The following is a 22,279-nucleotide window of genomic DNA, read 5'->3' on the forward strand; positions in this document are numbered from 1 at the left end:
GCCCCGCCGCCGCACCCGCACCGCCCCCCGAGCCCACCGCGCCCGCCTCCTCCCCGCCGCCCCGCACGGCCCCCGTGAAACCCGCCCCGACGACCTCCGGCAGGTGACGCAGTGCCGCCCCAGGACCCTTCGCGCCGCCGCGTACCGGGCCCCGCGCGCCCCCGGCCCACCGCGCGCCCCCAGCGTCCCCGCACCACCGCCCGGCCGCGCACGATCCGGCTCGGCAGCCCCCGCCCCCGGCTGCGCCTGGTCAGCCTCGGCCTGACCCTGGTGATGCTCGCCTTCGTCGTACGGCTCCTGCAGGTCCAGGCCGTCGACGCCAGCGCGTACGCCGCCAAGGCGGAGAAGAACCGGTACCTCAGCCACACCCTCGCCGCCGAACGCGGCGAGATCACCGACCGCTCCGGCATCGCCCTGGCCGCCAGCGTCGACGCGTACGACATCACCGCCGACCCCAAGATGTTCACGCCCGAGGACAGCAAGGTGAAGGACGCGCCCGAACAGGCCGCCGCCCTCCTCGCCCCCATCCTCGGCAGGGACGCCGCCGAGCTCGCCAAGAAACTCCGCGCCCCGGGGTCCCGCTACACCGTCCTCGCCCGCCGCCAGACCCCCCAGGTCTGGAACCAGATCAAGGACCTCAAGAACGTCTTCGCCGAGAAGGCCCGCGCCTCCAAGGCCAAGGGCGGCACCGGCATCAGCGTGCTGGCCGGTGTCTTCAACGAGAAGAGCAGCAAGCGGGTGTACCCCAACGGCCGGCTCGGCGCCGGGATACTGGGCTACGTCAACGCCGACGGCCACGGCGCCGGCGGCCTGGAGTCCATGCTCGACAAGGAACTCGCCGGCAAGGACGGCAAGATCACCTACGCCCAGTCCGGCGGCCGCCGCGTCCCCACCGCCGGAGCCCGCGAGACCCCGGCCGTCCCCGGCTCCGACATCGAGCTCACCATCGACCGGGACATCCAGTGGGCCGCCCAGCAGGCCATCACCGAACAGGTCACCAAGTCCAAGGCGGACCGCGGCTACGTGATGGTCCAGAACACCCGCACCGGCGAGATCCTCGCCATGGCCAACGCCCCCGGCTTCGACCCCAACGACCTCTCCCAGGCCAACGCCGCCGCCATGGGCAACGCCGCCCTCCAGGACGTCTACGAACCCGGCTCCACCGCCAAGGTCATGTCCATGGCCGCCGTGCTCGAAGAGGGCGCCGCCGCCCCCGACACCCACGTCACCGTCCCCAACCGGCTCCACCGCGGCGACCGGCTCTTCAAGGACGACATCGACCACCCCACCTGGCACCTCACCCTCAACGGCGTCCTCGCCAAATCCAGCAACATCGGCACGATCCTGGCCACCGGCCGCCTCGGCAAGACGCAGCCCGAGGCGAACGCGGTCCTCGACTCTTACCTGCGCAAGTTCGGCATGGGCAGCCCCACCGGACTCGGTTATCCGGGCGAGAGCTCCGGCATCCTCGCCAAGCCCAAGGCCTGGTCCACCTCGCAGCAGTACACGATCCCTTTCGGCCAGGGCTTCTCCCTCAACGCCATGCAGGCCGCGTCCGTCTACTCGACCATCGCCAACGGCGGCGTACGCATCCAGCCCACCATCGTCCGCGGCACCAAGGGACCCGACGGCCGCTTCACCCCCGCCCCCGCACCCGAGCGGACCAGGGTCGTCAGCGAGAAGACCGCCAAGACCCTCGCCCAGATGCTCGAATCCGTCGTCGGTGACGAGGAAGGCACCGGCACCAAGGCCGCCATCCCCGGCTACCGCGTCGCCGGCAAGACCGGTACCGCCAACCGCGTCGATCCGGCCACCGGCCGCTACAAGGGCTACACCGCCTCCTTCGCCGGCTTCGCCCCCGCCGACAACCCCCGGATCACCGTCTACTGCGCCATCCAGAACCCCACCAAGGGCAGCTACTTCGGCGGCCAGATCTGCGGACCGATCTACAAGAAGGTCATGGAATTCGCCCTGAAGACCCTGCACGTCGCCCCGACCGGCGCCCAACCCCCGCGGATGCCGGTCACCTTCAAGCCCTGATCCACGCCTGAGCCGCCGGGAGCACCAGTGACAACGATCACCCCCTCGTCCGGGAACCGGAAACCGAACCCCGACGGCGCGGCCCGCCCATTTAGGCCCTCGCAGGGTGCGCCCGGTACGCTCACCGCCGTGCCACACGCTGATCAGTACCGAACCACCCCGCCCCGGCCGGAACGGGTCCACCCGACCCCCCTCGGCGAGCTGGCCGCCCGCCTGGGTGCCGACCTCCCCGGCAGCGGCGAAGTCACCGGCATCACTCACGACTCCCGGGCCGTCCGCCCCGGTGACGTGTACGCCGCACTGCCGGGCGCCCGGATGCACGGCGCCGACTTCGTCGCCCAGGCCGCCGGACTCGGCGCCGCCGCGATCCTCACCGACCCCTCCGGCGCCGCACGCGCCGCCGAGACCGGCCTGCCGGTCCTGGTGACCGAGAACCCGCGGGGCCGGATGGGCGAGCTCGCCGCCGAGATCTACGGCCGCCCGGGCAGCGACCTCCTCCAGATCGGCATCACCGGCACCTCCGGCAAGACCACCACCGCCTACCTGGTCGAAGGCGGGCTCAAGGCGGCCGGCCGACACACCGGACTGGTCGGCACCGTCGAGATGCGGATCGGCGACGAACGCATCAAGTCCGAGCGCACCACCCCCGAAGCCACCGACCTTCAGGCCCTGTTCGCGGTCATGCGCGAACGCGGCGTCGACGCGGTCGCCATGGAGGTCTCCAGCCACGCCCTCGTGCTCGGCCGGGTCGACGGCTGCGTCTTCGACGTCGCCGTCTTCAACAACCTCAGCCCGGAACACATGGAGTTCCACTCCGACATGGAGGACTACTACCGAGCCAAGGCGCAGCTGTTCACCCCGCACCGCTCCCGCGAGGCGGTGGTCAACCTCGACGACGAGTACGGCAGGAGGCTGGCCAAGGAGGCCACGGTGCCCGTCACCACCTTCTCCGCCGAGGGCCACCCCGACGCCGACTGGCGTGCCGAGGACATCGACCTGCGCCAGGACAGCAGCACCTTCACGGCCGTCGGCCCCAAGGGCGAGCGGATCTCCGCCACCGCCCCGCTGCCCGGCCCGTTCAACGTCGCCAACACCCTCGCCGCCGTCGTCACCCTCGCCGTCGCCGGACTCGACCCGCAGACCGCCGCCGACGGCATCACCGCCGTCGCCGGCGTCCCCGGCCGCCTCGAGCGCGTCGACGCCGGCCAGCCGTACCTCGCCGTCGTCGACTACGCCCACAAGACGGACGCCGTCGAATCGGTCCTGCGCTCCCTGCGCAAGGTCACCGAGGGCAGGCTCCACGTCGTCCTCGGCTGCGGCGGCGACCGCGACACCACCAAGCGCGGCCCGATGGGCGCCGCCGCCGCCCGCCTCGCCGACACCGCCGTACTGACCTCCGACAACCCCCGTTCCGAGGACCCCCTCGCCATCCTCGCCACCATGCTCGCCGGCGCCGCCGATGTCCCCGTCCACGAACGCGGCGACGTGCTCGTCGAGCCCGACCGGGCCGCCGCGATCGCCGCGGCCGTGGCCCGCGCCGAGCCCGGCGACACCGTCCTCGTCGCGGGCAAGGGCCATGAGCAGGGCCAGGACATCGCCGGGGTGGTACGCCCCTTCGACGACCGCCAGGTCCTGCGCGAAGCCATCCAGAACAGTCAGGGATAAGTTGTGATCGCCCTCTCCCTCGCCGAGATCGCCGCAGTCGTCGGCGGGCAGTCGTACGACATACCGGATCCGGACCTGATGGTCACCGGCCCCGTCGTCATCGACTCCCGTGAGGTGCGGGCCGGCAGCCTCTTCGCCGCCTTCGCCGGCGAGCACGCCGACGGCCACGACTACGCGCAGCGCGCCGTCGAGGCGGGCGCGGCGGCGGTGCTGGCCACCCGCCCCGTCCAGGTGCCCGCCATCGTCGTGGACGACGTCCAGGCAGCCCTCGGCGCCCTCGCCCGTCATGTCGTCGAACGCCTCGGCACCGACGTCGTCGCCCTCACCGGCTCGGCGGGCAAGACCTCCACCAAGGACCTGATCGCCCAGGTCCTCCAGCACCACGCGCCGACCGTGTGGACCCCCGGCTCCCTCAACAACGAGATCGGCCTGCCCCTCACCGCGCTGCGCGCGAGCGAGGAGACCCGCCACCTCGTCCTGGAGATGGGCGCCCGAGGCATCGGCCACATCCGCTACCTCACCGGACTGACCCCGCCCCGGATCGGTCTCGTCCTCAACGTCGGCAGCGCCCACATCGGCGAGTTCGGCGGCCGCGCCCAGATCGCCCAGGCCAAGGGCGAACTCGTCGAGGCCCTGCCCTCCGCCGACGCGGGCGGCGTGGCCGTCCTCAACGCCGACGACCCCCTCGTACGGGCCATGGCCGGGCGGACCCACGCGCGCGTGACGCTGTTCGGCGAGGCCGACGACGCCGACGTACGTGCCGAGAATGTCCGGCTCACAGCGAATGGTCAGCCCTCTTTCAGTCTTCACACACCCACCGGGTGCAGCGACGTGACCTTGCGCCTGTACGGTGAGCACCACGTGTCGAACGCGCTCGCCGCGGCCGCCGTCGCCCATGAGCTGGGCATGCCCGTCGACGAGATCGCCACCGCGCTCTCCGAGGCAGGCACCCTGTCGCGCTGGCGCATGGAGGTCACCGAGCGTCCGGACGGCGTGACGGTCGTCAACGACGCCTACAACGCGAACCCCGAGTCCATGCGAGCCGCCCTGCGCGCGCTCGCGGCCATGGGCAAGGCCGCACAGGCCCAGGGGGGTCGTACGTGGGCGGTGCTCGGCCCGATGGCCGAGCTCGGCGACGAGTCGCTCGCCGAGCACGACGCGGTCGGACGGCTCGCCGTCCGGCTCAACGTCAGCAAGCTCGTCGCGGTCGGGGGCAGGGAAGCGTCCTGGCTGCAACTGGGCGCATATAACGAGGGTTCGTGGGGTGAGGAGTCGGTGCACGTGTCCGACGCGCAGGCGGCGGTCGACCTGTTGCGCAGTGAGCTGCGCCCGGGAGACGTCGTGCTGGTGAAGGCGTCCAGGTCGGTCGGTCTCGAGCGGGTCGCCCTGGCACTGCTCGACTCCGGGAGCGAGGTCGCCGGCCGATGAGGCAGATCCTCTTCGCGGGAGCCATCGGGCTCTTCCTGACCCTGATCGGTACCCCGCTGCTCATCAAACTGCTGGCCCGCAAGGGATACGGGCAGTTCATCCGGGACGACGGCCCGCGCACCCACGGCAGCAAGAAGGGCACGCCCACCATGGGCGGTATCTCCTTCATCCTGGCCACGCTCATCGCGTACGCGCTCGCCAAGGTCATCACCGGCGAGGACCCGTCGTACTCCGGCGTCCTGGTGCTCTTCCTGATGGCGGGCATGGGACTGGTCGGCTTCCTCGACGACTACATCAAGATCGTCAAGCAGCGGTCGCTCGGTCTGCGGGCCAAGGCCAAGATGGCCGGCCAGCTCATCGTCGGTATCGCCTTCGCGGTGCTGTCGCTGCAGTTCGCCGACTTCCGCGGGCTGACCCCGGCCTCCGAGAAGCTCTCCTTCATCACCGACTTCGGCTGGTCCATCGGACCGGTGCTGTTCGTGGTCTGGGCGCTCTTCATGATCCTGGCCATGTCCAACGGCGTGAACCTCACCGACGGTCTGGACGGCCTCGCCACCGGCGCCTCGGTGATGGTCTTCGGCGCCTACACCTTCATCGGGCTGTGGCAGTTCCAGGAGTCCTGCGCCAACGCGATGACGCTGACCAACCCCAACGCCTGCTTCGAGGTGCGCGACCCGCTGGATCTCGCCGTGGTCGCCTCCGCCCTGATGGGCGCCTGCTTCGGCTTCCTGTGGTGGAACACCTCGCCCGCCAAGATCTTCATGGGTGACACGGGCTCCCTCGCCCTCGGCGGCGCGCTGGCCGGTCTGGCCATCTGCTCCCGTACGGAGCTGCTGCTCGCCCTCCTCGGCGGCCTCTTCGTGATGATCACGATGTCCGTGGTCATCCAGGTCGGCTCGTTCAAGATGACCGGCAAGCGGGTCTTCCGGATGGCGCCGCTCCAGCACCACTTCGAACTCAAGGGCTGGTCCGAAGTCCTTGTGGTGGTCCGGTTCTGGATCATCCAGGGCATGTGCGTGATCGTCGGCCTCGGCCTCTTCTACGCGGGATGGGCAGCGGACAAGTGAGCACCCCGGACTGGCAGGGCAAGAAGGTCACCGTCGCCGGACTCGGCGTGAGCGGCATCCCCGCCGCCCGCGTCCTGCACGGCCTCGGCGCGGACGTGACCGTCGTCAACGACGGCGACGACGAACGCTCCCGGGCACAGGCGGCCCAGTTGGAGGCCGAGGGGATCACCGTCCGCCTCGGCGACGGGGCCACCCTGCCGTCCGGTACCGAACTGATCGTCACCACCCCCGGCTGGCAGCCCGACAAGCCGCTCTTCGCGGCCGCCGCCGAGGCGGGCGTGGAGGTCTGGGGCGATGTCGAACTCGCCTGGCGGCTGCGCGGCCTGGACGGCCGGGAACCGGCCCCCTGGCTCGCGGTCACCGGCACCAACGGCAAGACCACGACCGTACGGATGCTCGCCTCGATCCTTGAGGCGGCCGGACTACGCACGGCCGCCGTCGGCAACATCGGCGTCTCGCTGCTCGACGCGGTCCTCGGCGAGGAGACGTACGACGTCCTCGCCGTCGAGCTCTCCAGCTACCAGCTGCACTGGTCGCCGTCCCTGCGGGCCCACTCGGCCGCCGTGCTCAACCTCGCCCCGGACCACCTGGACTGGCACGGCTCCATGGCGGCCTACGCCGCCGACAAGGGCCGTATCTACGAGGGCAACAAGGTCGCCTGCGTCTACAACGCGGCCGACCCCGCCACCGAGGACCTGGTGCGCGAGGCCGACGTCGAGGAGGGCTGCCGGGCCATCGGCTTCACCCTCGGCACCCCCGGCCCCTCGCAGCTCGGTGTCGTCGACGACATCCTCGTCGACCGCGCCTTTGTCGAGAACCGCCAGAAGCAGGCCCAGGAGCTGGCGCAGATCTCCGACATCAACCCCCCGGCCCCGCACAACATCGCCAACGCCCTCGCCGCGGCCGCCCTCGCGCGCGCCTTCGGCGTCGAGGCCACGGCCGTACGGGACGGACTGCGGGCCTTCCGCCCCGACGCCCACCGCATCGAGCACGTCGAGAACATCGACGGCGTCGCCTACGTCGACGACTCCAAGGCGACCAACACCCACGCCGCCGAGGCGTCGTTGGCGGCCTACGAACCGATCGTCTGGATCGCCGGCGGCCTCGCCAAGGGGGCGACGTTCGACGCGACCGTCGAGAAGGCCGCCAAGCGGCTGCGCGGTGTCGTCCTGATCGGCCAGGACCGGGCCCTGATCGCCGAAGCGCTCGCGCGACACGCGCCCGAGGTCCCGGTCGTCGACCTCGACCGGACCGACACTGGGGCGATGTCGGCGGCGGTCCAGGAGGCGGCCCGGCTCGCCCGGCCCGGGGACACCGTACTGCTGGCCCCGGCGTGTGCCTCGATGGACATGTTCACCAACTACAACAAGCGAGGCGAGGCGTTCGCGGAAGCGGTCAGGGCGCTCGCCGCCGCGCGCGACTGACCAGCCATCAGGCCCGGCCGCGCCGGGCACGACTGGAGGGGACAGCGATCATGGCGCCGCAGGACACCGCGCACGCCGCCCGTAGCCGCAGGTCCTCGGCCTCCGGCGGCCGGCGGCCCGGTGCGTCGCGGCCCCCGCGCGGCTCCGGCGTACGACGCCTGTACGAGCAGGCGCGACGGGCCTGGGACCGGCCCCTGACCGCCTACTACGTCATCCTGGGCGCCGGACTGCTGATCACCGTCCTCGGCCTCGTCATGGTCTACTCAGCCTCCATGATCAAGGCCCTGGAGCTGGACAAGGGCGCCACGTACTTCTTCCGCAAGCAGTTCCTCGCCGCCACCATCGGCACCGTACTGCTGCTGATCGCCTCCCGGATGCCCTCCAGGCTCCACCGGGCCCTCGCCTACCCGCTGCTGGTCGGCAGCGTCTTCCTGATGGCGCTGGTGCAGGTCCCCGGGATAGGGATGTCGGTCAACGGCAACCAGAACTGGCTCTACCTCGGCGGTCCCTTCCAGCTCCAGCCCAGCGAGTTCGGCAAGCTCGCGCTGATCCTGTGGGGCGCCGATCTGCTCGCCCGCAAGCAGGACCGGCGGCTGCTGACCCAGTGGAAACACCTGCTGGTGCCGCTGGTGCCGGTCGCCTTCCTGCTGCTCGGCCTCATCATGCTCGGCGGCGACATGGGTACGGCGATCATCCTCACCGCGATCCTCTTCGGCCTGCTCTGGCTGGCCGGCGCGCCCACCCGGCTCTTCGCGGGCGTCCTCGGGGTGGCCGGCCTGGTCGGTGCGCTGTTCATCCAGACCAGCGCCAACCGGCTCTCCCGCTTCGACTGCGTCGGTGCGACGGACCTCGGGCCCAAGGGCGAGTGTTTCCAGGCCGTGCACGGCATCTATGCTCTGGCATCGGGCGGATGGTTCGGTTCCGGTCTTGGTGCAAGTGTGGAAAAATGGGGCCAACTACCCGAACCTCACACCGACTTCATCTTCGCCGTCACCGGGGAGGAACTGGGTCTCGCGGGGACGCTGTCGGTGCTGGCCCTGTTCGCGGCTCTAGGCTATGCGGGTATCCGCGTGGCCGGACGCACGGAGGATCCCTTCGTCAGGTATGCCGCGGGAGGCGTGACCACCTGGATCACGGCCCAGGCCGTGGTCAACATCGGTGCGGTGCTCGGTCTGCTGCCGATCGCCGGTGTTCCCCTCCCGCTGTTCTCCTACGGTGGATCGGCCCTGCTGCCGACCATGTTCGCCGTCGGGCTGCTGATCGCCTTCGCGCGAGAGGATCCCGCCGCGAAAGCGGCCCTGGCCATGCGCCGGCCCTCCGTGGGCAGGCGAGCCGGGGTGAGATGGAAGTCGATGCGACGGCGCGTCAAGAAGCGTCCGTCCGGAGAGCGGTGAATTTCGGTGCATGTCGTACTCGCCGGTGGGGGGACCGCCGGCCACATCGAGCCCGCGCTCGCCCTCGCGGACGCCCTGCGCAGGCAGGACCCCAGCGTGGGGATCACGGCCCTCGGCACGGAGAAGGGCCTGGAGACCAGGCTCGTACCCGAGCGGGGCTACGAGTTGGCGCTCATCCCCGCCGTGCCACTGCCGCGCAAGCCCACCCCGGAGCTGATCACCGTCCCCGGGCGGCTGCGCGGCACCATCAAGGCCGCGGAGCAGATCCTGGAGCGCACCAAGGCCGACTGCGTCGTCGGCTTCGGCGGCTACGTGGCCCTGCCCGGCTACCTCGCCGCCAAGCGGCTCGGCGTACCGATCGTCGTCCATGAGGCCAACGCCCGCCCCGGCCTCGCCAACAAGATCGGCTCGCGCTACGCCGCCGGGGTCGCCGTCGCCACCCCCGACAGCAAGCTCCGCAGCGCCCGCTACATCGGCATCCCGCTGCGCCACTCCATCGCCACCCTGGACCGCGCCCGGGTCCGGCCCGAGGCCCGCGCCGCCTTCGGTCTCGACCCCGGCCTGCCCACGCTGCTCGTCTCCGGCGGCTCCCAGGGCGCCCGCCGCCTCAACGAGGTGATCCAGCAGATCGCCCCGGTGCTCCAGCGCTCCGGCATCCAGATCCTGCACGCGGTCGGCCCGAAGAACGAACTGCCGCGCGTCGACAACATGCCCGGGATGCCGCCCTACATCCCGGTACCGTACGTGGACCGGATGGATCTGGCGTACGCCGCGGCCGACATGATGCTCTGCCGCGCCGGCGCCATGACCGTCGCCGAACTCTCCGCCGTGGGCCTGCCCGCCGCCTACGTCCCGCTGCCCATCGGCAACGGCGAACAGCGGCTCAACGCCCAGCCGGTGGTCAAGGCCGGCGGCGGACTGCTGGTCGACGACGCGGAGCTGAGCCCGCAGTGGGTGCAGACCAACGTCCTGCCCGTGCTCGCCGATCCGCACCGGCTGTACGAGATGTCCCGCGCCGCCGCCGAGTTCGGCCGCCGGGACGCCGACGACCTTCTCGTCGGCATGGTGTACGAGGCGATCGCCGCACGCCGACAGGCGTAGGAAGGCAGGGGACGTGGCCGGACCGACGACCGCCGAACGGGGCGCGCGCACACCGAAGGGGTCGTCGGGCCGGCCGTCCCGCCCGGGAGAACCGGCCGGCCGCGGCTTCTCGAGCCTGCGTACCCTCCTGCTGAGCGCGCTCGCACTCGCCCTCGCCGCCGGTGCGGTCTGGGTCCTCTACGGCTCCACCTGGCTCCGCGCCGAACACGTCAGGGTCTCCGGCGTCCGGGTCCTGACGGCCCGTGAGGTCCAGTCCGCCGCGGAGGTCCCGCTCGGCGACCCCCTGATCTCCGTCGGCACGGGAGACATCGAGGACCGGCTGCGCCGCGAACTGCCCCGGATCGACACGGTGGAGGTCAGCCGTTCCTGGCCGCACGGAATCGTTCTGGAAGTGACCGAACGAAAGCCGGTCCTCCTCATCGAAAAGGGCGGAAAGTTCACAGAAGTGGACTCGAAGGGCGTGCGCTTCGCCACGGTCGACAAGGCGCCCTCCGGCGTACCCCTGCTCCGCCTGGCCGCCGAGCGCTCCCCGAGCCTGCGCCGCTTCGACTCCGACCGGCTGCTGGCCGAGGCCGTGGAGGTGACCGGCGAACTCCCCGGAGAAATCGCCGAGGACGTCCGGGTCGTCACCGTGACCTCGTACGACTCCATCACCCTGGAGCTCGGCCGGGGCCGCACCGTCTTCTGGGGCAGCGGCGAGGACGGCCCCGCCAAGGCACGGGTCCTGACCGCCCTGATGAAGGCCGCGCCCAAAGCGGGGCACTTCGATGTGAGCGCCCCGAGTGCCCCGGCGGCAGCGCGGAGTTGACGCACATCCGTGCTGGCCAGCACCCTGGTTGGTCAGCGCTATGGGTGATCACATAGGGTGAAAAGAAAAACGGGAGGTTCGGCGTGTTCGTTGAACGTGCGCCACTTGTCGACTTAGTGTCCTGTTCGGAAGAGTCCAGCGAACAGACACACTGGTAACCCTAAACTTCAACGTTAGGGTTTGGGTCGGCGTTTCGGACCGTCCCATTCGGCATCCGTCGTCGCGACGCGTCTACCACCGCGCAGCGGCGACACGTAACTCGAGGCGAGAGGCCTTCGACGTGGCAGCACCGCAGAACTACCTCGCAGTCATCAAGGTCATCGGTGTCGGCGGCGGTGGTGTCAATGCCATCAACCGAATGATCGAGGTGGGCCTCAAGGGCGTCGAGTTCATCGCGATCAACACTGATGCGCAAGCCCTGTTGATGAGCGACGCCGACGTCAAGCTCGACGTCGGCCGCGAACTCACCCGCGGCCTCGGCGCCGGGGCGAACCCGGCAGTCGGCCGCAAGGCGGCAGAGGACCACCGCGAGGAGATCGAGGAGGTCCTCAAGGGGGCCGACATGGTCTTCGTCACCGCCGGTGAGGGCGGTGGCACCGGCACCGGCGGCGCACCCGTCGTCGCCAACATCGCGCGCTCGCTCGGCGCCCTGACGATCGGCGTCGTCACGCGCCCCTTCACCTTCGAAGGCCGCCGCCGCGCCAACCAGGCGGAGGACGGCATCGCCGAGCTCCGCGAAGAGGTCGACACCCTCATCGTCATCCCGAACGACCGGCTGCTGTCCATCTCGGACCGCCAGGTCTCGGTCCTCGACGCCTTCAAGTCGGCCGACCAGGTCCTGCTGAGCGGTGTGCAGGGCATCACCGACCTCATCACCACCCCGGGTCTGATCAACCTCGACTTCGCCGACGTCAAGTCGGTCATGTCCGAGGCCGGTTCGGCGCTCATGGGCATCGGCTCGGCCCGCGGCGACGACCGCGCGGTGGCCGCGGCCGAGATGGCGATCTCCTCGCCGCTCCTCGAAGCCTCCATCGACGGCGCCCGGGGCGTACTGCTCTCCATCTCCGGCGGCTCCGACCTCGGTCTCTTCGAGATCAACGAAGCCGCCCAGCTGGTCAGCGAGGCCGCCCACCCCGAGGCGAACATCATCTTCGGCGCCGTCATCGACGACGCGCTCGGCGACGAGGTCCGGGTCACGGTCATCGCGGCCGGCTTCGACGGCGGACAGCCGCCGGCCCGCCGCGACAACATCCTCGGCTCGGCCGCCGCCAAGCGCGAGGAGCCGGCGCCCGCCACCCGCCCGACCGAGCCCCGCCCCATCGGCGGCCTCGGCACGGTCACCTCCCGCGAGGAGCCGCCGGCCGCCCCGGCCGAGCCGGCCCCGGCCGCCAGCGAGACCGCGGCCACGCCGGTCGCCCCGCCGGTGGTCCCGCCGGCCCGTCCGTACCCGGACACCTCGGCCGAAGAGCTGGATGTCCCGGACTTCTTGAAGTGATAGGGCAGCACGATCACGTGAGCGGCGCCCACTTCGCCTTCACCGACCGGTGGGGCGGGGTGAGCGCCGTTCCGTACGAGGAGCTCAACCTCGGGGGAGCGGTGGGGGACGACCCCGCCGCCGTACGGACCAACCGCGAGCGGGCCGCCGCCACTCTCGGGCTCGACCCGGCGCGGGTGGTCTGGATGAACCAGGTCCACGGCCCGGACGTCGCGGTCGTCGACGGTCCATGGACCACGGACGACATTCCGGGCGTCGACGCGGTGGTCACCGCCCGGCGCGGACTCGCCCTCGCCGTCCTCACGGCCGACTGCACCCCGGTCCTGCTGGCCGACCCGGTCGCGGGGGTGGTCGCCGCGGCCCACGCGGGCCGGCCCGGAATGGTCGCCGGAGTCGTCCCCGCCGCGGTGCGCGCCATGATCGAACTGGGCGCCGAGCCCTCCCGGATCACCGCGAGAACCGGTCCCGCGGTCTGCGGACGCTGCTACGAGGTCCCCGAGGAGATGCGGGCCGACGTCGCCGCGGTCGAACCGGCGGCCTGGTCCGAGACCAGCTGGGGCACCCCGGCCGTCGACGTCACCGCCGGCGTCCACGCCCAGCTCGACGCGCTGGGCGTGAAGGAGCGAGCGGCGTCCCCGGTCTGCACCCTGGAATCGCGCGACCACTACTCGTACCGCCGGGACCGCACCACCGGGCGGCTCGCCGGATATGTCTGGCTGGACGGATGAGGCACACGGCATGACCGATCGAACCGATCACACCGATCGCAGGGACGAACTCGCGGCGAACCTGGCGCGGGTGGAGGAACGTATCTCCGCCGCCTGCGCGGCCGCCGGGCGCAAGCGGGAGGAGGTGACCCTGATCGTGGTCACCAAGACCTACCCCGCGAGCGACGTCCGGCTGCTGCACGAGCTCGGTGTCCGGCATGTCGCCGAGAACCGCGACCAGGACGCCGCTCCGAAGGCCGCCGCGTGCGCGGATCTTGACCTCACCTGGCACTTCGTGGGCCAGCTGCAGACCAATAAGGTCCGTTCCGTGGTGGGTTATGCCGATGTGGTGCAGTCCGTCGACCGGATCAGGCTCGTCGACGCACTCTCCGCGGCTGCGGTGAAGGCGGAGCGTGAGATCGGCTGCCTCGTCCAGGTCGCGCTCGACGCCGAGGCGGGGGAGCGCGGCGCGCGCGGCGGCGTCGCCCCCGACGGCATCGAGGAGTTGGCCGCGGCGGTGGACGCCGCCGAGGGGCTGCGGCTCGACGGACTGATGACCGTCGCGCCGCTCGCCGGACCGTTCGCGGGCCGGCAACATGCGGCGTTCGAGCGGCTGATGGAATTCGCATCCCGCCTGCGCGCGAACCATCCTGCTGCGAACATGGTGTCAGCAGGGATGAGTGCGGACCTCGAAGAGGCCGTCGCGGCCGGAGCGACACATGTGCGCATCGGTACGGCGGTACTCGGAGACCGTCCTCGGCTCGGGTAACGTCGCGAAGCAAGTCGGACCACAGCAGAAAATATGGTCATTCCCACTCAAAAGTGGGTAGACCGAGTGGATCGCGGGCACTTGGTGACGCTGCGACATTGGCCAGTAGGGCGATCCACCACAGAGCGGAGGACTCAGAGAATGGCCGGCGCGATGCGCAAGATGGCGGTCTACCTCGGCCTCGTGGAGGACGATGGGTACGACGGCCGGGGCTTCGACCCCGACGACGACTTCGAACCCGAGCTGGAGCCGGAGCCCGAGCGTGAGCGGCGCCGCCACCCGGCCCCGCACCAGGTGGAGCGGGAGGAACCGGTACGAGTCGTACCGCCGCCCGCCCAGCGGGAGCCGGTGCCCCACGCCGCCGCGCTTCCCGCCGACAACGGACGTCCGGCACGAATCGCCCCCGTGGCATCCATCACACCTGAACGCCCGAACCTGGAGAAGAACGCACCTGTGATCATGCCCAAGGTCGTGTCCGAGCGGGAGCCCTACCGCATCACCACACTCCACCCGCGGACCTACAACGAGGCCCGTACCATCGGGGAACACTTCCGCGAGGGCACCCCTGTGATCATGAACCTGACCGAGATGGACGACACCGACGCGAAGCGACTTGTCGACTTTGCCGCGGGACTCGTCTTCGGGCTGCATGGCAGCATTGAGCGCGTGACGCAGAAGGTGTTCCTCCTGTCTCCTGCTAACGTCGATGTCACGGCGGAGGACAAGGCCCGTATCGCAGAGGGCGGATTCTTCAACCAGAGCTGAGAGAACGACACCGGGAACGACCCGGCCGCGAGGCCGGTAAGACGAGAGCCAGGGGAGAGGGAAGCGCGGGATGGGCGTCGCACTACAGGTGGTCTACATCGCGCTGATGTGCTTCCTCATCGTGCTGATCTTCAGGCTTGTCATGGACTACGTCTTCCAGTTCGCCCGTTCATGGCAACCCGGCAAGGCGATGGTGGTCGTTCTCGAGGCCACCTACACTGTCACCGATCCACCGCTCAAGCTTCTGCGGCGGTTCATCCCGCCGCTGCGTCTCGGGGGCGTGGCACTCGACCTGTCCTTCTTCGTTCTGATGATCATCGTCTACATCTTGATCTCCATCGTGAGCAGCTTCGCGAGGTGAATGTGGACGATACGGTCTTGCCGACTGCCGACGACTACGTAGAGGTGAAGTAGAGATGCCCCTGACCCCTGAGGACGTGCGGAACAAGCAGTTCACGACCGTCCGCCTCCGAGAAGGCTATGACGAGGACGAGGTCGATGCCTTTCTCGACGAGGTCGAGGCCGAACTGACCCGCCTGCTCCGCGAGAACGAGGACCTGCGCGCCAAGCTGGCCGCCGCGACGCGTGCCGCCGCGCAGAACCAGCAGCAGGGCATGCGCAAGCCTCCGGAGCAGCAGGACCGGCCCGTCGGTCCGGGCGCCCCCGTGCCCGCCGCCATATCCGGTCCGCCGGTGCAGCAGCAGCCCCCGCAGATGGGTCCGCCGCAGCTGCCGTCCGGTGCTCCTCAGCTTCCTGCCGGCCCGGGCCACGGCCCCGGCCCGATGCAGGGTGGTCCGCAGGGCCCCATGGGTGGCCCCGGTCCGATGCAGGGCGGTCCGATGGGTGGCCCGATGGGCGGACCCATGGGTGGTCAGATGGGTCACGCTCCGCAGCTCCAGCAGCCGCAGATGCAGCAGCCCGCTCAGGGTCCCGGTGGCGACAGCGCCGCGCGTGTCCTCTCGCTCGCCCAGCAGACCGCCGACCAGGCGATCGCCGAGGCGCGCTCCGAGGCCAACAAGATCGTCGGCGAGGCGCGTTCGCGCGCCGAGGGCCTGGAGCGGGACGCCCGCGCCAAGGCCGACGCGCTGGAGCGGGACGCGCAGGAGAAGCACCGCGTCGCGATGGGCTCCCTGGAGTCCGCCCGCGCCACGCTGGAGCGGAAGGTCGAGGACCTGCGGGGCTTCGAGCGTGAGTACCGTACGCGCCTGAAGTCGTACCTGGAGTCGCAGCTGCGCCAGCTGGAGACCCAGGCCGACGACTCGCTGGCCCCGCCGCGGACCCCGGCGACCGCGTCGCTGCCGCCGTCCCCGTCGATGGCCTCGGCCGGCGCGAGCGCCCCGTCCTACGGCGGCAACCAGTCGATGGGCTCCGGCCCCTCTATGGGCGGCCCCTCCTACGGCGGCCAGCAGCAGATGTCCCCGGCGATGACCCAGCCGATGGCCCCGGTCCGCCCGCAGGCCCCGCAGCCGATGCAGCAGGCCCCGTCGCCGATGCGTGGCTTCCTGATCGACGAGGACGACAACTGACGGCGCCCACGGGCGCGGTGAGCGCGTAGCCGTCGGCAGGCGTCGCACCAAAGGGCCGGGCCCAGGACACGAGAGTCCTGGGCCCGGCCCTTTGGTGTGGGGTGGGTGCGGGTGGGCCTGCGGCGGGCTTGTTCCCCCACCCTCCCCCTACGCCCTGGGGCGTGGGGGGCGGACCCCCACTTCCCGAAACTGGGGCTCCGCCCCAGACCCCGCCAGGCGGCTGCTCCGCGCCGCGCGGCGCACAACCTCGGGGTACGGAACCGGCCCCGGACCCCGGGCCCGGCCGAGTCGTCGCCCGCGCTGTCGCGCGGCGCGCACGCCTCGGCGTACGGGGCCCGTCCAGGATTCGCGTCCCTGGGCACCGCGACGCGCCGTGCAGCGCGCAACTTCGGCCCCCCGGACCCCGGGCCCGGCCGAGTCGTCGCCCGCGCTGTCGCGCGGCGCACATCCCGGCGTTCGGTGCCGTTCGGCCCTCGGGCACGGCCCGGGCGTCGCCAGAGCCGTGCGCGGCGTACGCGCCTCGGCGTACGGGGCTCCGCCCCTGCCCGGGGCGCGGGCTGGGGCAGAGCCCCATCGTCCCGCTCCCCCCGTCTCGTCAGAGTTTCGGGAAGGGGTGGGGTGGGGGAGATCGCCCCGCCCCTGGGCGGGGGGAAACACCCGGGCCCGACCGCCCCCGGAGGGGCAGCCGGGCCCGGGGCCTCAGGCGTTACGCCTTGCGGAGGCGGAACGTCAGCGACAGGCCCTCGTCGGTGAACGGCGAGCCGAAGGTGTCGTCCGCGGGGGTCGTCGTGAACTCCGTCGCCAGGACCTCGTCCGAGATCAGCGACGTGTGGTCCGACAGCGCCGACTCGACCTCCGGGTCCGTCGACTGCCAGCGCAGGGCGATCCGGTCCGCCACGTCCAGGCCGCTGTTCTTGCGGGCCTCCTGGATCAGGCGGATCGCGTCGCGGGCCAGGCCCGCCCGGCGGAGCTCGGGGGTGATCTCCAGGTCCAGGGCGACCGTCGCGCCCGCGTCCGACGCGACCGACCAGCCCTCCCGCGGCGTCTCCGTGATGATCACTTCCTCCGGCGTGAGCGTGATCGTCTCGCCGTTGACCTCCAGCGACGCCTCACCCGAGCGCAGCGCCAGCGACAGCGCCGCCGCGTCCGCCGCCGCGACCGCCTTCGCCACGTCCTGGACGCCCTTGCCGAACCGCTTGCCCAGCGCCCGGAAGTTCGCCTTGGCCGTCGTGTCCACCAGGGAGCCGCCGACCTCGGAGAGCGAGGCCAGCGAGGTCACGTTCAGCTCCTCGGTGATCTGCGCGTGCAGCTCCGGCGACAGGGACTCGAAGCCCGCCACCGCCACCAGCGCCCGCGACAGCGGCTGGCGGGTCTTCACGCCCGACTCCGCGCGCGTGGCCCGGCCCAGCTCCACCAGACGACGGACCAGCGCCATCTGCGCCGACAGCTCCGGGTCGATCGCCGACAGGTCCGCCTCCGGCCAGGTCGACAGGTGGACCGACTCCGGGGCCTCCGGCGTCACCGGCACCACCAGGTCCTGCCAGACCCGCTCGGTGATGAACGGCGTCAGCGGGGCCATCAGGCGGGTGACGGTCTCGACGACCTCGTGGAGGGTGCGCAGCGCGGCCTTGTCGCCCTGCCAGAACCGCCGCCGCGACCGCCGCACGTACCAGTTCGAGAGATCGTCCACGAACGCCGACAGCAGCTTGCCCGCACGCTGGGTGTCGTACCCCTCCAGCGCCTGCGTCATCTGGTCCACCAGCGCGTGCAGCTCGCTCAGCAGCCAGCGGTCAAGCACCGGCCGCTCGGCCGGCGCCGGGTCCGCCGCGCTCGGCGCCCAGCCGGACGTACGGGCGTACAGGGCTTGGAAGGCCACCGTGTTCCAGTACGTGAGGAGGGTCTTCCTGACCACTTCCTGGATCGTGCCGTGGCCGACCCGACGCGCCGCCCACGGCGAACCGCCGGCCGCCATGAACCAGCGGACCGCGTCCGCGCCGTGCTGGTCCATGAGCGGGATCGGCTGCAGGATGTTGCCCAGGTGCTTGGACATCTTGCGGCCGTCCTCGGCGAGGATGTGCCCCAGGCAGACCACGTTCTCGTACGACGACTTGTCGAACACCAGCGTGCCGACCGCCATCAGCGTGTAGAACCAGCCGCGGGTCTGGTCGATCGCCTCGGAGATGAACTGCGCCGGGTACCGGCTCTCGAACAGCTCCTTGTTCTTGTACGGGTAGCCCCACTGCGCGAACGGCATCGAACCCGAGTCGTACCAGGCGTCGATCACCTCCGGCACCCGCACCGCGGTCAGCGCGCAGCCGTCCTGCGGGCACGTGAAGGTCACGTCGTCGATGTACGGGCGGTGCGGGTCCAGCGACGACTGGTCCGAGCCGGTCAGCTCGGTGAGCTCGGCGCGCGACCCGACGCAGGTGAGGTGGTTCTCCTCGCAGCGCCAGATCGGCAGCGGCGTACCCCAGTAGCGGTTACGGGACAGCGCCCAGTCGATGTTGTTGTTCAGCCAGTCGCCGAAGCGCCCGTGCTTGACCGAGTCCGGGAACCAGTTGGTGTTCTCGTTCTCCTCGAGCAGCCGGTCCTTCACGGCGGTCGTACGGATGTACCAGGACGGCTGCGCGTAGTACAGCAGCGCCGTGTGGCAGCGCCAGCAGTGCGGGTAGCTGTGCTCGTACGGGATGTGCCGGAAGAGCAGGCCGCGCTCCTGGAGGTCCGCGGTGAGCTTCTCGTCCGCCTTCTTGAAGAAGACCCCGCCCACCAGCGGCACGTCCTCCTCGAACGTGCCGTCGGGACGGACCGGGTTCACCACCGGCAGCCCGTAGGCGCGGCAGACCTTGAGGTCGTCCTCACCGAACGCGGGGGACTGGTGGACCAGACCCGTACCGTCCTCGGTGGTGACGTACTCGGCGTTGACGACGTAGTGCGCGGTGTCCGGGAACTCGACCAGCTCGAACGGGCGCCGGTAGGTCCAGCGCTCCATCTCGGCACCGGTGAAGGACTCGCCGGTGGTCACCCAGCCCTCACCGAGCGCCTTCTCCAGCAGCGGCGCGGCGACGACGATCTTCTCCTCGCCGTTCGACGCCACCACGTAGGTGACCTCGGGGTGGGCCGCCACCGCCGTGTTGGACACCAGGGTCCAGGGCGTGGTCGTCCACACCAGCAGCGCCGCCTCGCCGGCCAGCGGGCCGGAGGTGAGCGGGAAGCGGACGAAGACGGACGGGTCGACGACCGTCTCGTACCCCTGGGCCAGCTCGTGGTCCGACAGGCCGGTGCCGCAGCGCGGGCACCAGGGGGCCACCCGGTGGTCCTGGACCAGCAGGCCCTTGTCGAAGATCTGCTTCAGCGACCACCAGACCGACTCGATGTACGAGGGGTCCATGGTGCGGTACGCGTCGTCCAGGTCGACCCAGTAGCCCATCCGGGTCGTGAGCTCCGCGAACGCGTCCGTGTGCCGGGTCACCGACTCACGGCACTTCGCGTTGAACTCCGCGATGCCGTACGCCTCGATGTCCTTCTTGCCGGAGAAGCCGAGCTCCTTCTCCACGGCGAGCTCGACCGGCAGGCCGTGGCAGTCCCAGCCGGCCTTGCGGGCCACGTGGTAGCCGCGCATGGTCCGGAAGCGCGGGAAGACGTCCTTGAAGACGCGGGCCTCGATGTGGTGGGCGCCGGGCATGCCGTTGGCGGTCGGCGGGCCCTCGTAGAAGACCCACTCCGGACGGCCCTCGGACTGCTCCAGGGACTTCGCGAAGACCTTGCTCTCGCGCCAGAAGTCGAGCACGGCGTGCTCGAGCGCGGGCAGGTCGACCTGGGCGGGCACCTGGCGGTACTGCGGCGGTGTCATCGTCGGTCTCTCCTCCGGCGGGACTGTTCGTCGTTCCGTCGGAGGGACGAGAGCTGCGCGCTCCCGCGGTACCACCCTCCTTGGCGGCGCACAGGGCACCGCCCCCTCATTGGGGCCGCGAAGCCGGGTCTAGTCGCCCGCCGGGTATCTCACCAGCGGGTTTTCTTCCGGCGGCTCCGGGGTGATCCTTCACATCGCGCTCGCCCCCGGGCTCGCACCGTCCCCGGGTCGCTCATGGCTGCGTACGACGCTACTCGTCCCCATCCACGCCTTTCGCTGCGCCCAGTGTACGGGCCGGGGCACCGCTCGGCCGACCGGTTATCGGCGGGGCGCCCCGCGGCCCGGCCGTGACCCGAATGGCCATACGGGCCGTCGCGGGCTGGGGCGGCCTCCCGATGACGGATTACAGGGCGGGGAGCTGGGCACAACGGATGCAGGCTCCCGAGTCACAAGCGCAAGGAGGGCCCGGCGGGCGGCGTGCCCCGTTGCCGCGGGGCTGGGGTCGATTTATCGTCCCAGCACGATTCGCGAGCAAGATCACAAAATGTGAAGGGGCCGCGACATGGTGGCGAAGAAGACCGCCGCGAAGAAGTCCGCCGCGAAGAAGACGACGGCGGCCGCGGCCAAGGACGTGACCGGGAAGAAGTCCACGGCCACGAAGAAGGCCGCCGGGACGACGACCGCGGCGCCCAAGAAGTCCACAGCGAAGAAGTCGACGGCCAAGAAGACCGCAGCCACGAAGAGCACCACTCCCACGACCCCGAAGACGACGACCCCGAAGACGACGACCCCGAAGACGACGACCCCGAAGACGACGACCTCGAAGACGACGAGCGCGAAGACGACGAGCGCGAAGACCACGAAGACGGCGAAGACCGCCGGAACGAAGAGCACGAAGAGCACGAAGAGCAGGAAGACGCCGGCGACGAAGAACACCACTGCCAGGAACACCACGGCCAAGACGACGACGGCGGCCAGGAAGGCGCCCGCCAGGAAGGCGCCGCCCGTGAAGAAGACCGCGGCCAAGAAGGCCGCAAAGAAGACCACGACCGCGCAGCAGACGGGAGCCAGGACGGTGGCAGCGAAGAAGACCGCGGGTGGGACCACGACGGCCGGTGCCGAGGGCGCCGCCGCGGCGAGTGCGGTGCCCCCGGCCCGTACCTCCCCGGCCGCGCCCGGAGAGCTCGCCGTACGGCCCGGAGAGGACCCGTGGACCCCGGCCGAGGTGGACGAGGCCCGCGAGGGCCTGGAGAAGGAGGCGACCCGGCTCCGGAACGAGCTCAGCGCCTCCGAGGCCGCCCTCACCGGCCTCATGCGGGACTCCGGCGACGGCGCCGGGGACGACCAGGCCGACACCGGCGCCAAGAACATCACCCGCGAACACGAGATGTCCCTCGCCGCCAACGCGCGCGAGATGCTGGAGCAGACCGAGCACGCGCTCGAACGGCTCGACACGGGCACGTACGGCCTGTGCGAGGTCTGCGGCAAGCCGATCGGCAAGGCGAGGATGCAGGCCTTCCCCAGGGCGACCCTCTGCGTGGAGGACAAGCAGAAGCAGGAGCGGCGCGGCTGAGCCGTCCCGGGCCCGTACAGGTGTGCCGTACCCTCGTGCACAGTCAGGCACCTAGGTTGAGGGACTCACGTGGCAGAGGCGGAGCGCATCATCGGTACGCCGGATTCAGCAGGAGCCGAGGAGTCGGCGACCCCCGCCGCCCCGCAGACCCGGGGCAGGCGCAGGATCGCCGTGCTCTTCACGGTCGCGGTCATCGCCTACCTCTTCGACCTGGTCAGCAAGATGATCGTGGTGGCGAAGCTGGAGCACCACGAGCCCATCGAGATCATCGGTGACCTGCTGCAGTTCCGGGCGATGCGGAACGCCGGCGCCGCCTTCGGCATCGGCGAGGCCTACACCGTGATCTTCACGGTGATCGCGGCGGCCGTGATCGTGGTGATCGCCCGGCTCGCGCGCAAGCTCTACAGCCTGCCCTGGGCGATCGCGCTCGGACTGCTGCTCGGCGGCGCGCTCGGCAACCTCACCGACCGGATCTTCCGTTCGCCCGGCGTCTTCCAGGGCGCGGTCGTCGACTTCATCGCACCCGCCCATTTCGCCGTCTTCAACCTCGCCGACTCGGCCATCGTCTGCGGCGGGTTCCTGATCGTGATCCTGTCCTTCAAGGGCCTGGACCCGGACGGAACCGTCCACAAGGACTGATGGGCGGGACGGGGGTGTCGGCGGCGTC

18 protein-coding genes are annotated in these 22,279 nt (G+C 71.0%); 16 read left to right on the forward strand and 2 right to left on the reverse strand.

Annotated features, from left to right (window positions below):
• The first annotated feature begins 111 nt into the window (after window positions 1–111).
• From IEZ01_RS07330 to IEZ01_RS07395, 14 genes are all read left to right on the forward strand, one after another.
• Window positions 112–2,040 carry a peptidoglycan D,D-transpeptidase FtsI family protein gene (locus tag IEZ01_RS07330; protein ID WP_019885538.1) on the forward strand — a complete coding sequence of 643 codons (1,929 nt, stop codon included), beginning with the start codon at window positions 112–114 and terminating at the stop codon, window positions 2,038–2,040.
• A gap of 27 nt (window positions 2,041–2,067) precedes the next feature.
• On the forward strand, window positions 2,068–3,705 hold the full coding sequence (locus IEZ01_RS07335) for a UDP-N-acetylmuramoyl-L-alanyl-D-glutamate--2,6-diaminopimelate ligase (RefSeq protein ID WP_189200551.1): 1,638 nt from the start codon (window positions 2,068–2,070) through the stop codon (window positions 3,703–3,705).
• Window positions 3,706–3,708: 3 nt separating this feature from the next.
• Window positions 3,709–5,133 (forward strand): UDP-N-acetylmuramoyl-tripeptide--D-alanyl-D-alanine ligase, encoded by a 1,425-nt coding sequence (locus tag IEZ01_RS07340; protein ID WP_019885536.1) that lies wholly within the window; start codon window positions 3,709–3,711, stop codon window positions 5,131–5,133.
• Window positions 5,130–6,200, forward strand: coding sequence for a phospho-N-acetylmuramoyl-pentapeptide-transferase (mraY, locus tag IEZ01_RS07345; RefSeq protein WP_019885535.1), 1,071 nt, complete (start codon window positions 5,130–5,132; stop codon window positions 6,198–6,200). Before IEZ01_RS07340 ends, mraY begins: the two co-directional genes overlap by 4 nt.
• A complete protein-coding gene (gene murD / locus IEZ01_RS07350; RefSeq protein WP_078513270.1) occupies window positions 6,182–7,624 on the forward strand; it encodes a UDP-N-acetylmuramoyl-L-alanine--D-glutamate ligase in 1,443 nt (480 codons plus the stop codon). The genes mraY and murD overlap by 19 nt, the downstream gene beginning before the upstream one ends.
• Window positions 7,625–7,674: 50 nt before the next feature.
• Window positions 7,675–9,018 carry a putative lipid II flippase FtsW gene (gene ftsW / locus IEZ01_RS07355; RefSeq protein ID WP_019885533.1) on the forward strand — a complete coding sequence of 448 codons (1,344 nt, stop codon included), beginning with the start codon at window positions 7,675–7,677 and terminating at the stop codon, window positions 9,016–9,018.
• Window positions 9,019–9,024: 6 nt separating this feature from the next.
• Window positions 9,025–10,119 carry an undecaprenyldiphospho-muramoylpentapeptide beta-N-acetylglucosaminyltransferase gene (gene murG / locus IEZ01_RS07360; protein WP_019885532.1) on the forward strand — a complete coding sequence of 365 codons (1,095 nt, stop codon included), beginning with the start codon at window positions 9,025–9,027 and terminating at the stop codon, window positions 10,117–10,119.
• A 13-nt stretch (window positions 10,120–10,132) separates the two neighbouring features.
• Complete coding sequence (locus IEZ01_RS07365) at window positions 10,133–10,927, forward strand: cell division protein FtsQ/DivIB (RefSeq protein ID WP_189200553.1); 795 nt, start codon at window positions 10,133–10,135, stop codon at window positions 10,925–10,927.
• A 280-nt stretch (window positions 10,928–11,207) separates the two neighbouring features.
• Complete coding sequence (ftsZ, locus tag IEZ01_RS07370) at window positions 11,208–12,422, forward strand: cell division protein FtsZ (protein ID WP_019885530.1); 1,215 nt, start codon at window positions 11,208–11,210, stop codon at window positions 12,420–12,422.
• Entirely contained in the window at window positions 12,419–13,150 is a 732-nt protein-coding gene (pgeF, locus tag IEZ01_RS07375) for a peptidoglycan editing factor PgeF (protein ID WP_028797427.1), read from the forward strand. Before ftsZ ends, pgeF begins: the two co-directional genes overlap by 4 nt.
• Window positions 13,151–13,160: 10 nt before the next feature.
• Window positions 13,161–13,898, forward strand: a complete 738-nt coding sequence (locus IEZ01_RS07380; protein WP_019885528.1) for a YggS family pyridoxal phosphate-dependent enzyme — start codon at window positions 13,161–13,163, stop codon at window positions 13,896–13,898.
• A 141-nt stretch (window positions 13,899–14,039) separates the two neighbouring features.
• Window positions 14,040–14,663 carry a cell division protein SepF gene (locus IEZ01_RS07385; RefSeq protein WP_019885527.1) on the forward strand — a complete coding sequence of 208 codons (624 nt, stop codon included), beginning with the start codon at window positions 14,040–14,042 and terminating at the stop codon, window positions 14,661–14,663.
• Window positions 14,664–14,733: 70 nt separating this feature from the next.
• Window positions 14,734–15,024, forward strand: coding sequence for a YggT family protein (locus IEZ01_RS07390; protein WP_019885526.1), 291 nt, complete (start codon window positions 14,734–14,736; stop codon window positions 15,022–15,024).
• Window positions 15,025–15,079: 55 nt separating this feature from the next.
• Complete coding sequence (locus IEZ01_RS07395) at window positions 15,080–16,189, forward strand: DivIVA domain-containing protein (protein WP_019885525.1); 1,110 nt, start codon at window positions 15,080–15,082, stop codon at window positions 16,187–16,189.
• Window positions 16,190–16,895: 706 nt separating this feature from the next.
• Here the strand turns inward: IEZ01_RS07395 and ileS are convergent.
• Both ileS and IEZ01_RS35835 read right to left on the reverse strand, forming a co-directional pair.
• Entirely contained in the window at window positions 16,896–20,039 is a 3,144-nt protein-coding gene (gene ileS / locus IEZ01_RS07400; RefSeq protein ID WP_189200555.1) for an isoleucine--tRNA ligase, read from the reverse strand.
• 537 nt (window positions 20,040–20,576) lie between these two features.
• Window positions 20,577–21,065 (reverse strand): hypothetical protein, encoded by a 489-nt coding sequence (locus IEZ01_RS35835; RefSeq protein ID WP_308427149.1) that lies wholly within the window; start codon window positions 21,063–21,065, stop codon window positions 20,577–20,579.
• Here IEZ01_RS35835 and IEZ01_RS35840 point away from each other — a divergent pair.
• Window positions 21,046–21,612 carry a TraR/DksA family transcriptional regulator gene (locus IEZ01_RS35840; protein WP_019885522.1) on the forward strand — a complete coding sequence of 189 codons (567 nt, stop codon included), beginning with the start codon at window positions 21,046–21,048 and terminating at the stop codon, window positions 21,610–21,612. The two genes, IEZ01_RS35835 and IEZ01_RS35840, sit on opposite strands and share 20 nt — an antisense overlap.
• Before the next feature lie 69 nt (window positions 21,613–21,681).
• Window positions 21,682–22,251 (forward strand): signal peptidase II, encoded by a 570-nt coding sequence (lspA, locus tag IEZ01_RS07410; RefSeq protein WP_019885521.1) that lies wholly within the window; start codon window positions 21,682–21,684, stop codon window positions 22,249–22,251.
• The last annotated feature ends 28 nt before the right edge of the window (window positions 22,252–22,279 follow it).

Origin of the sequence: Streptomyces purpureus, from assembly GCF_014648195.1 — a bacterium.
Lineage (GTDB): Bacteria > Actinomycetota > Actinomycetes > Streptomycetales > Streptomycetaceae > Streptomyces > Streptomyces purpureus.

Bases quoted from the DNA above. Each gene is read 5' to 3' on its own strand.
- IEZ01_RS07380 (WP_019885528.1), top strand. From the start codon at position 13,161: ATGACCGATCGAACCGATCACACCGATCGCAGGGACGAACTCGCGGCG.
- IEZ01_RS07395 (WP_019885525.1), top strand. From the start codon at position 15,080: ATGCCCCTGACCCCTGAGGACGTGCGGAACAAGCAGTTCACGACCGTC.
- mraY (WP_019885535.1), top strand. From the start codon at position 5,130: ATGAGGCAGATCCTCTTCGCGGGAGCCATCGGGCTCTTCCTGACCCTG.
- murD (WP_078513270.1), top strand. From the start codon at position 6,182: ATGGGCAGCGGACAAGTGAGCACCCCGGACTGGCAGGGCAAGAAGGTC.
- IEZ01_RS07385 (WP_019885527.1), top strand. From the start codon at position 14,040: ATGGCCGGCGCGATGCGCAAGATGGCGGTCTACCTCGGCCTCGTGGAG.
- ftsW (WP_019885533.1), top strand. From the start codon at position 7,675: ATGGCGCCGCAGGACACCGCGCACGCCGCCCGTAGCCGCAGGTCCTCG.
- ileS (WP_189200555.1), bottom strand. From the start codon at position 20,039: ATGACACCGCCGCAGTACCGCCAGGTGCCCGCCCAGGTCGACCTGCCC.
- IEZ01_RS07390 (WP_019885526.1), top strand. From the start codon at position 14,734: ATGGGCGTCGCACTACAGGTGGTCTACATCGCGCTGATGTGCTTCCTC.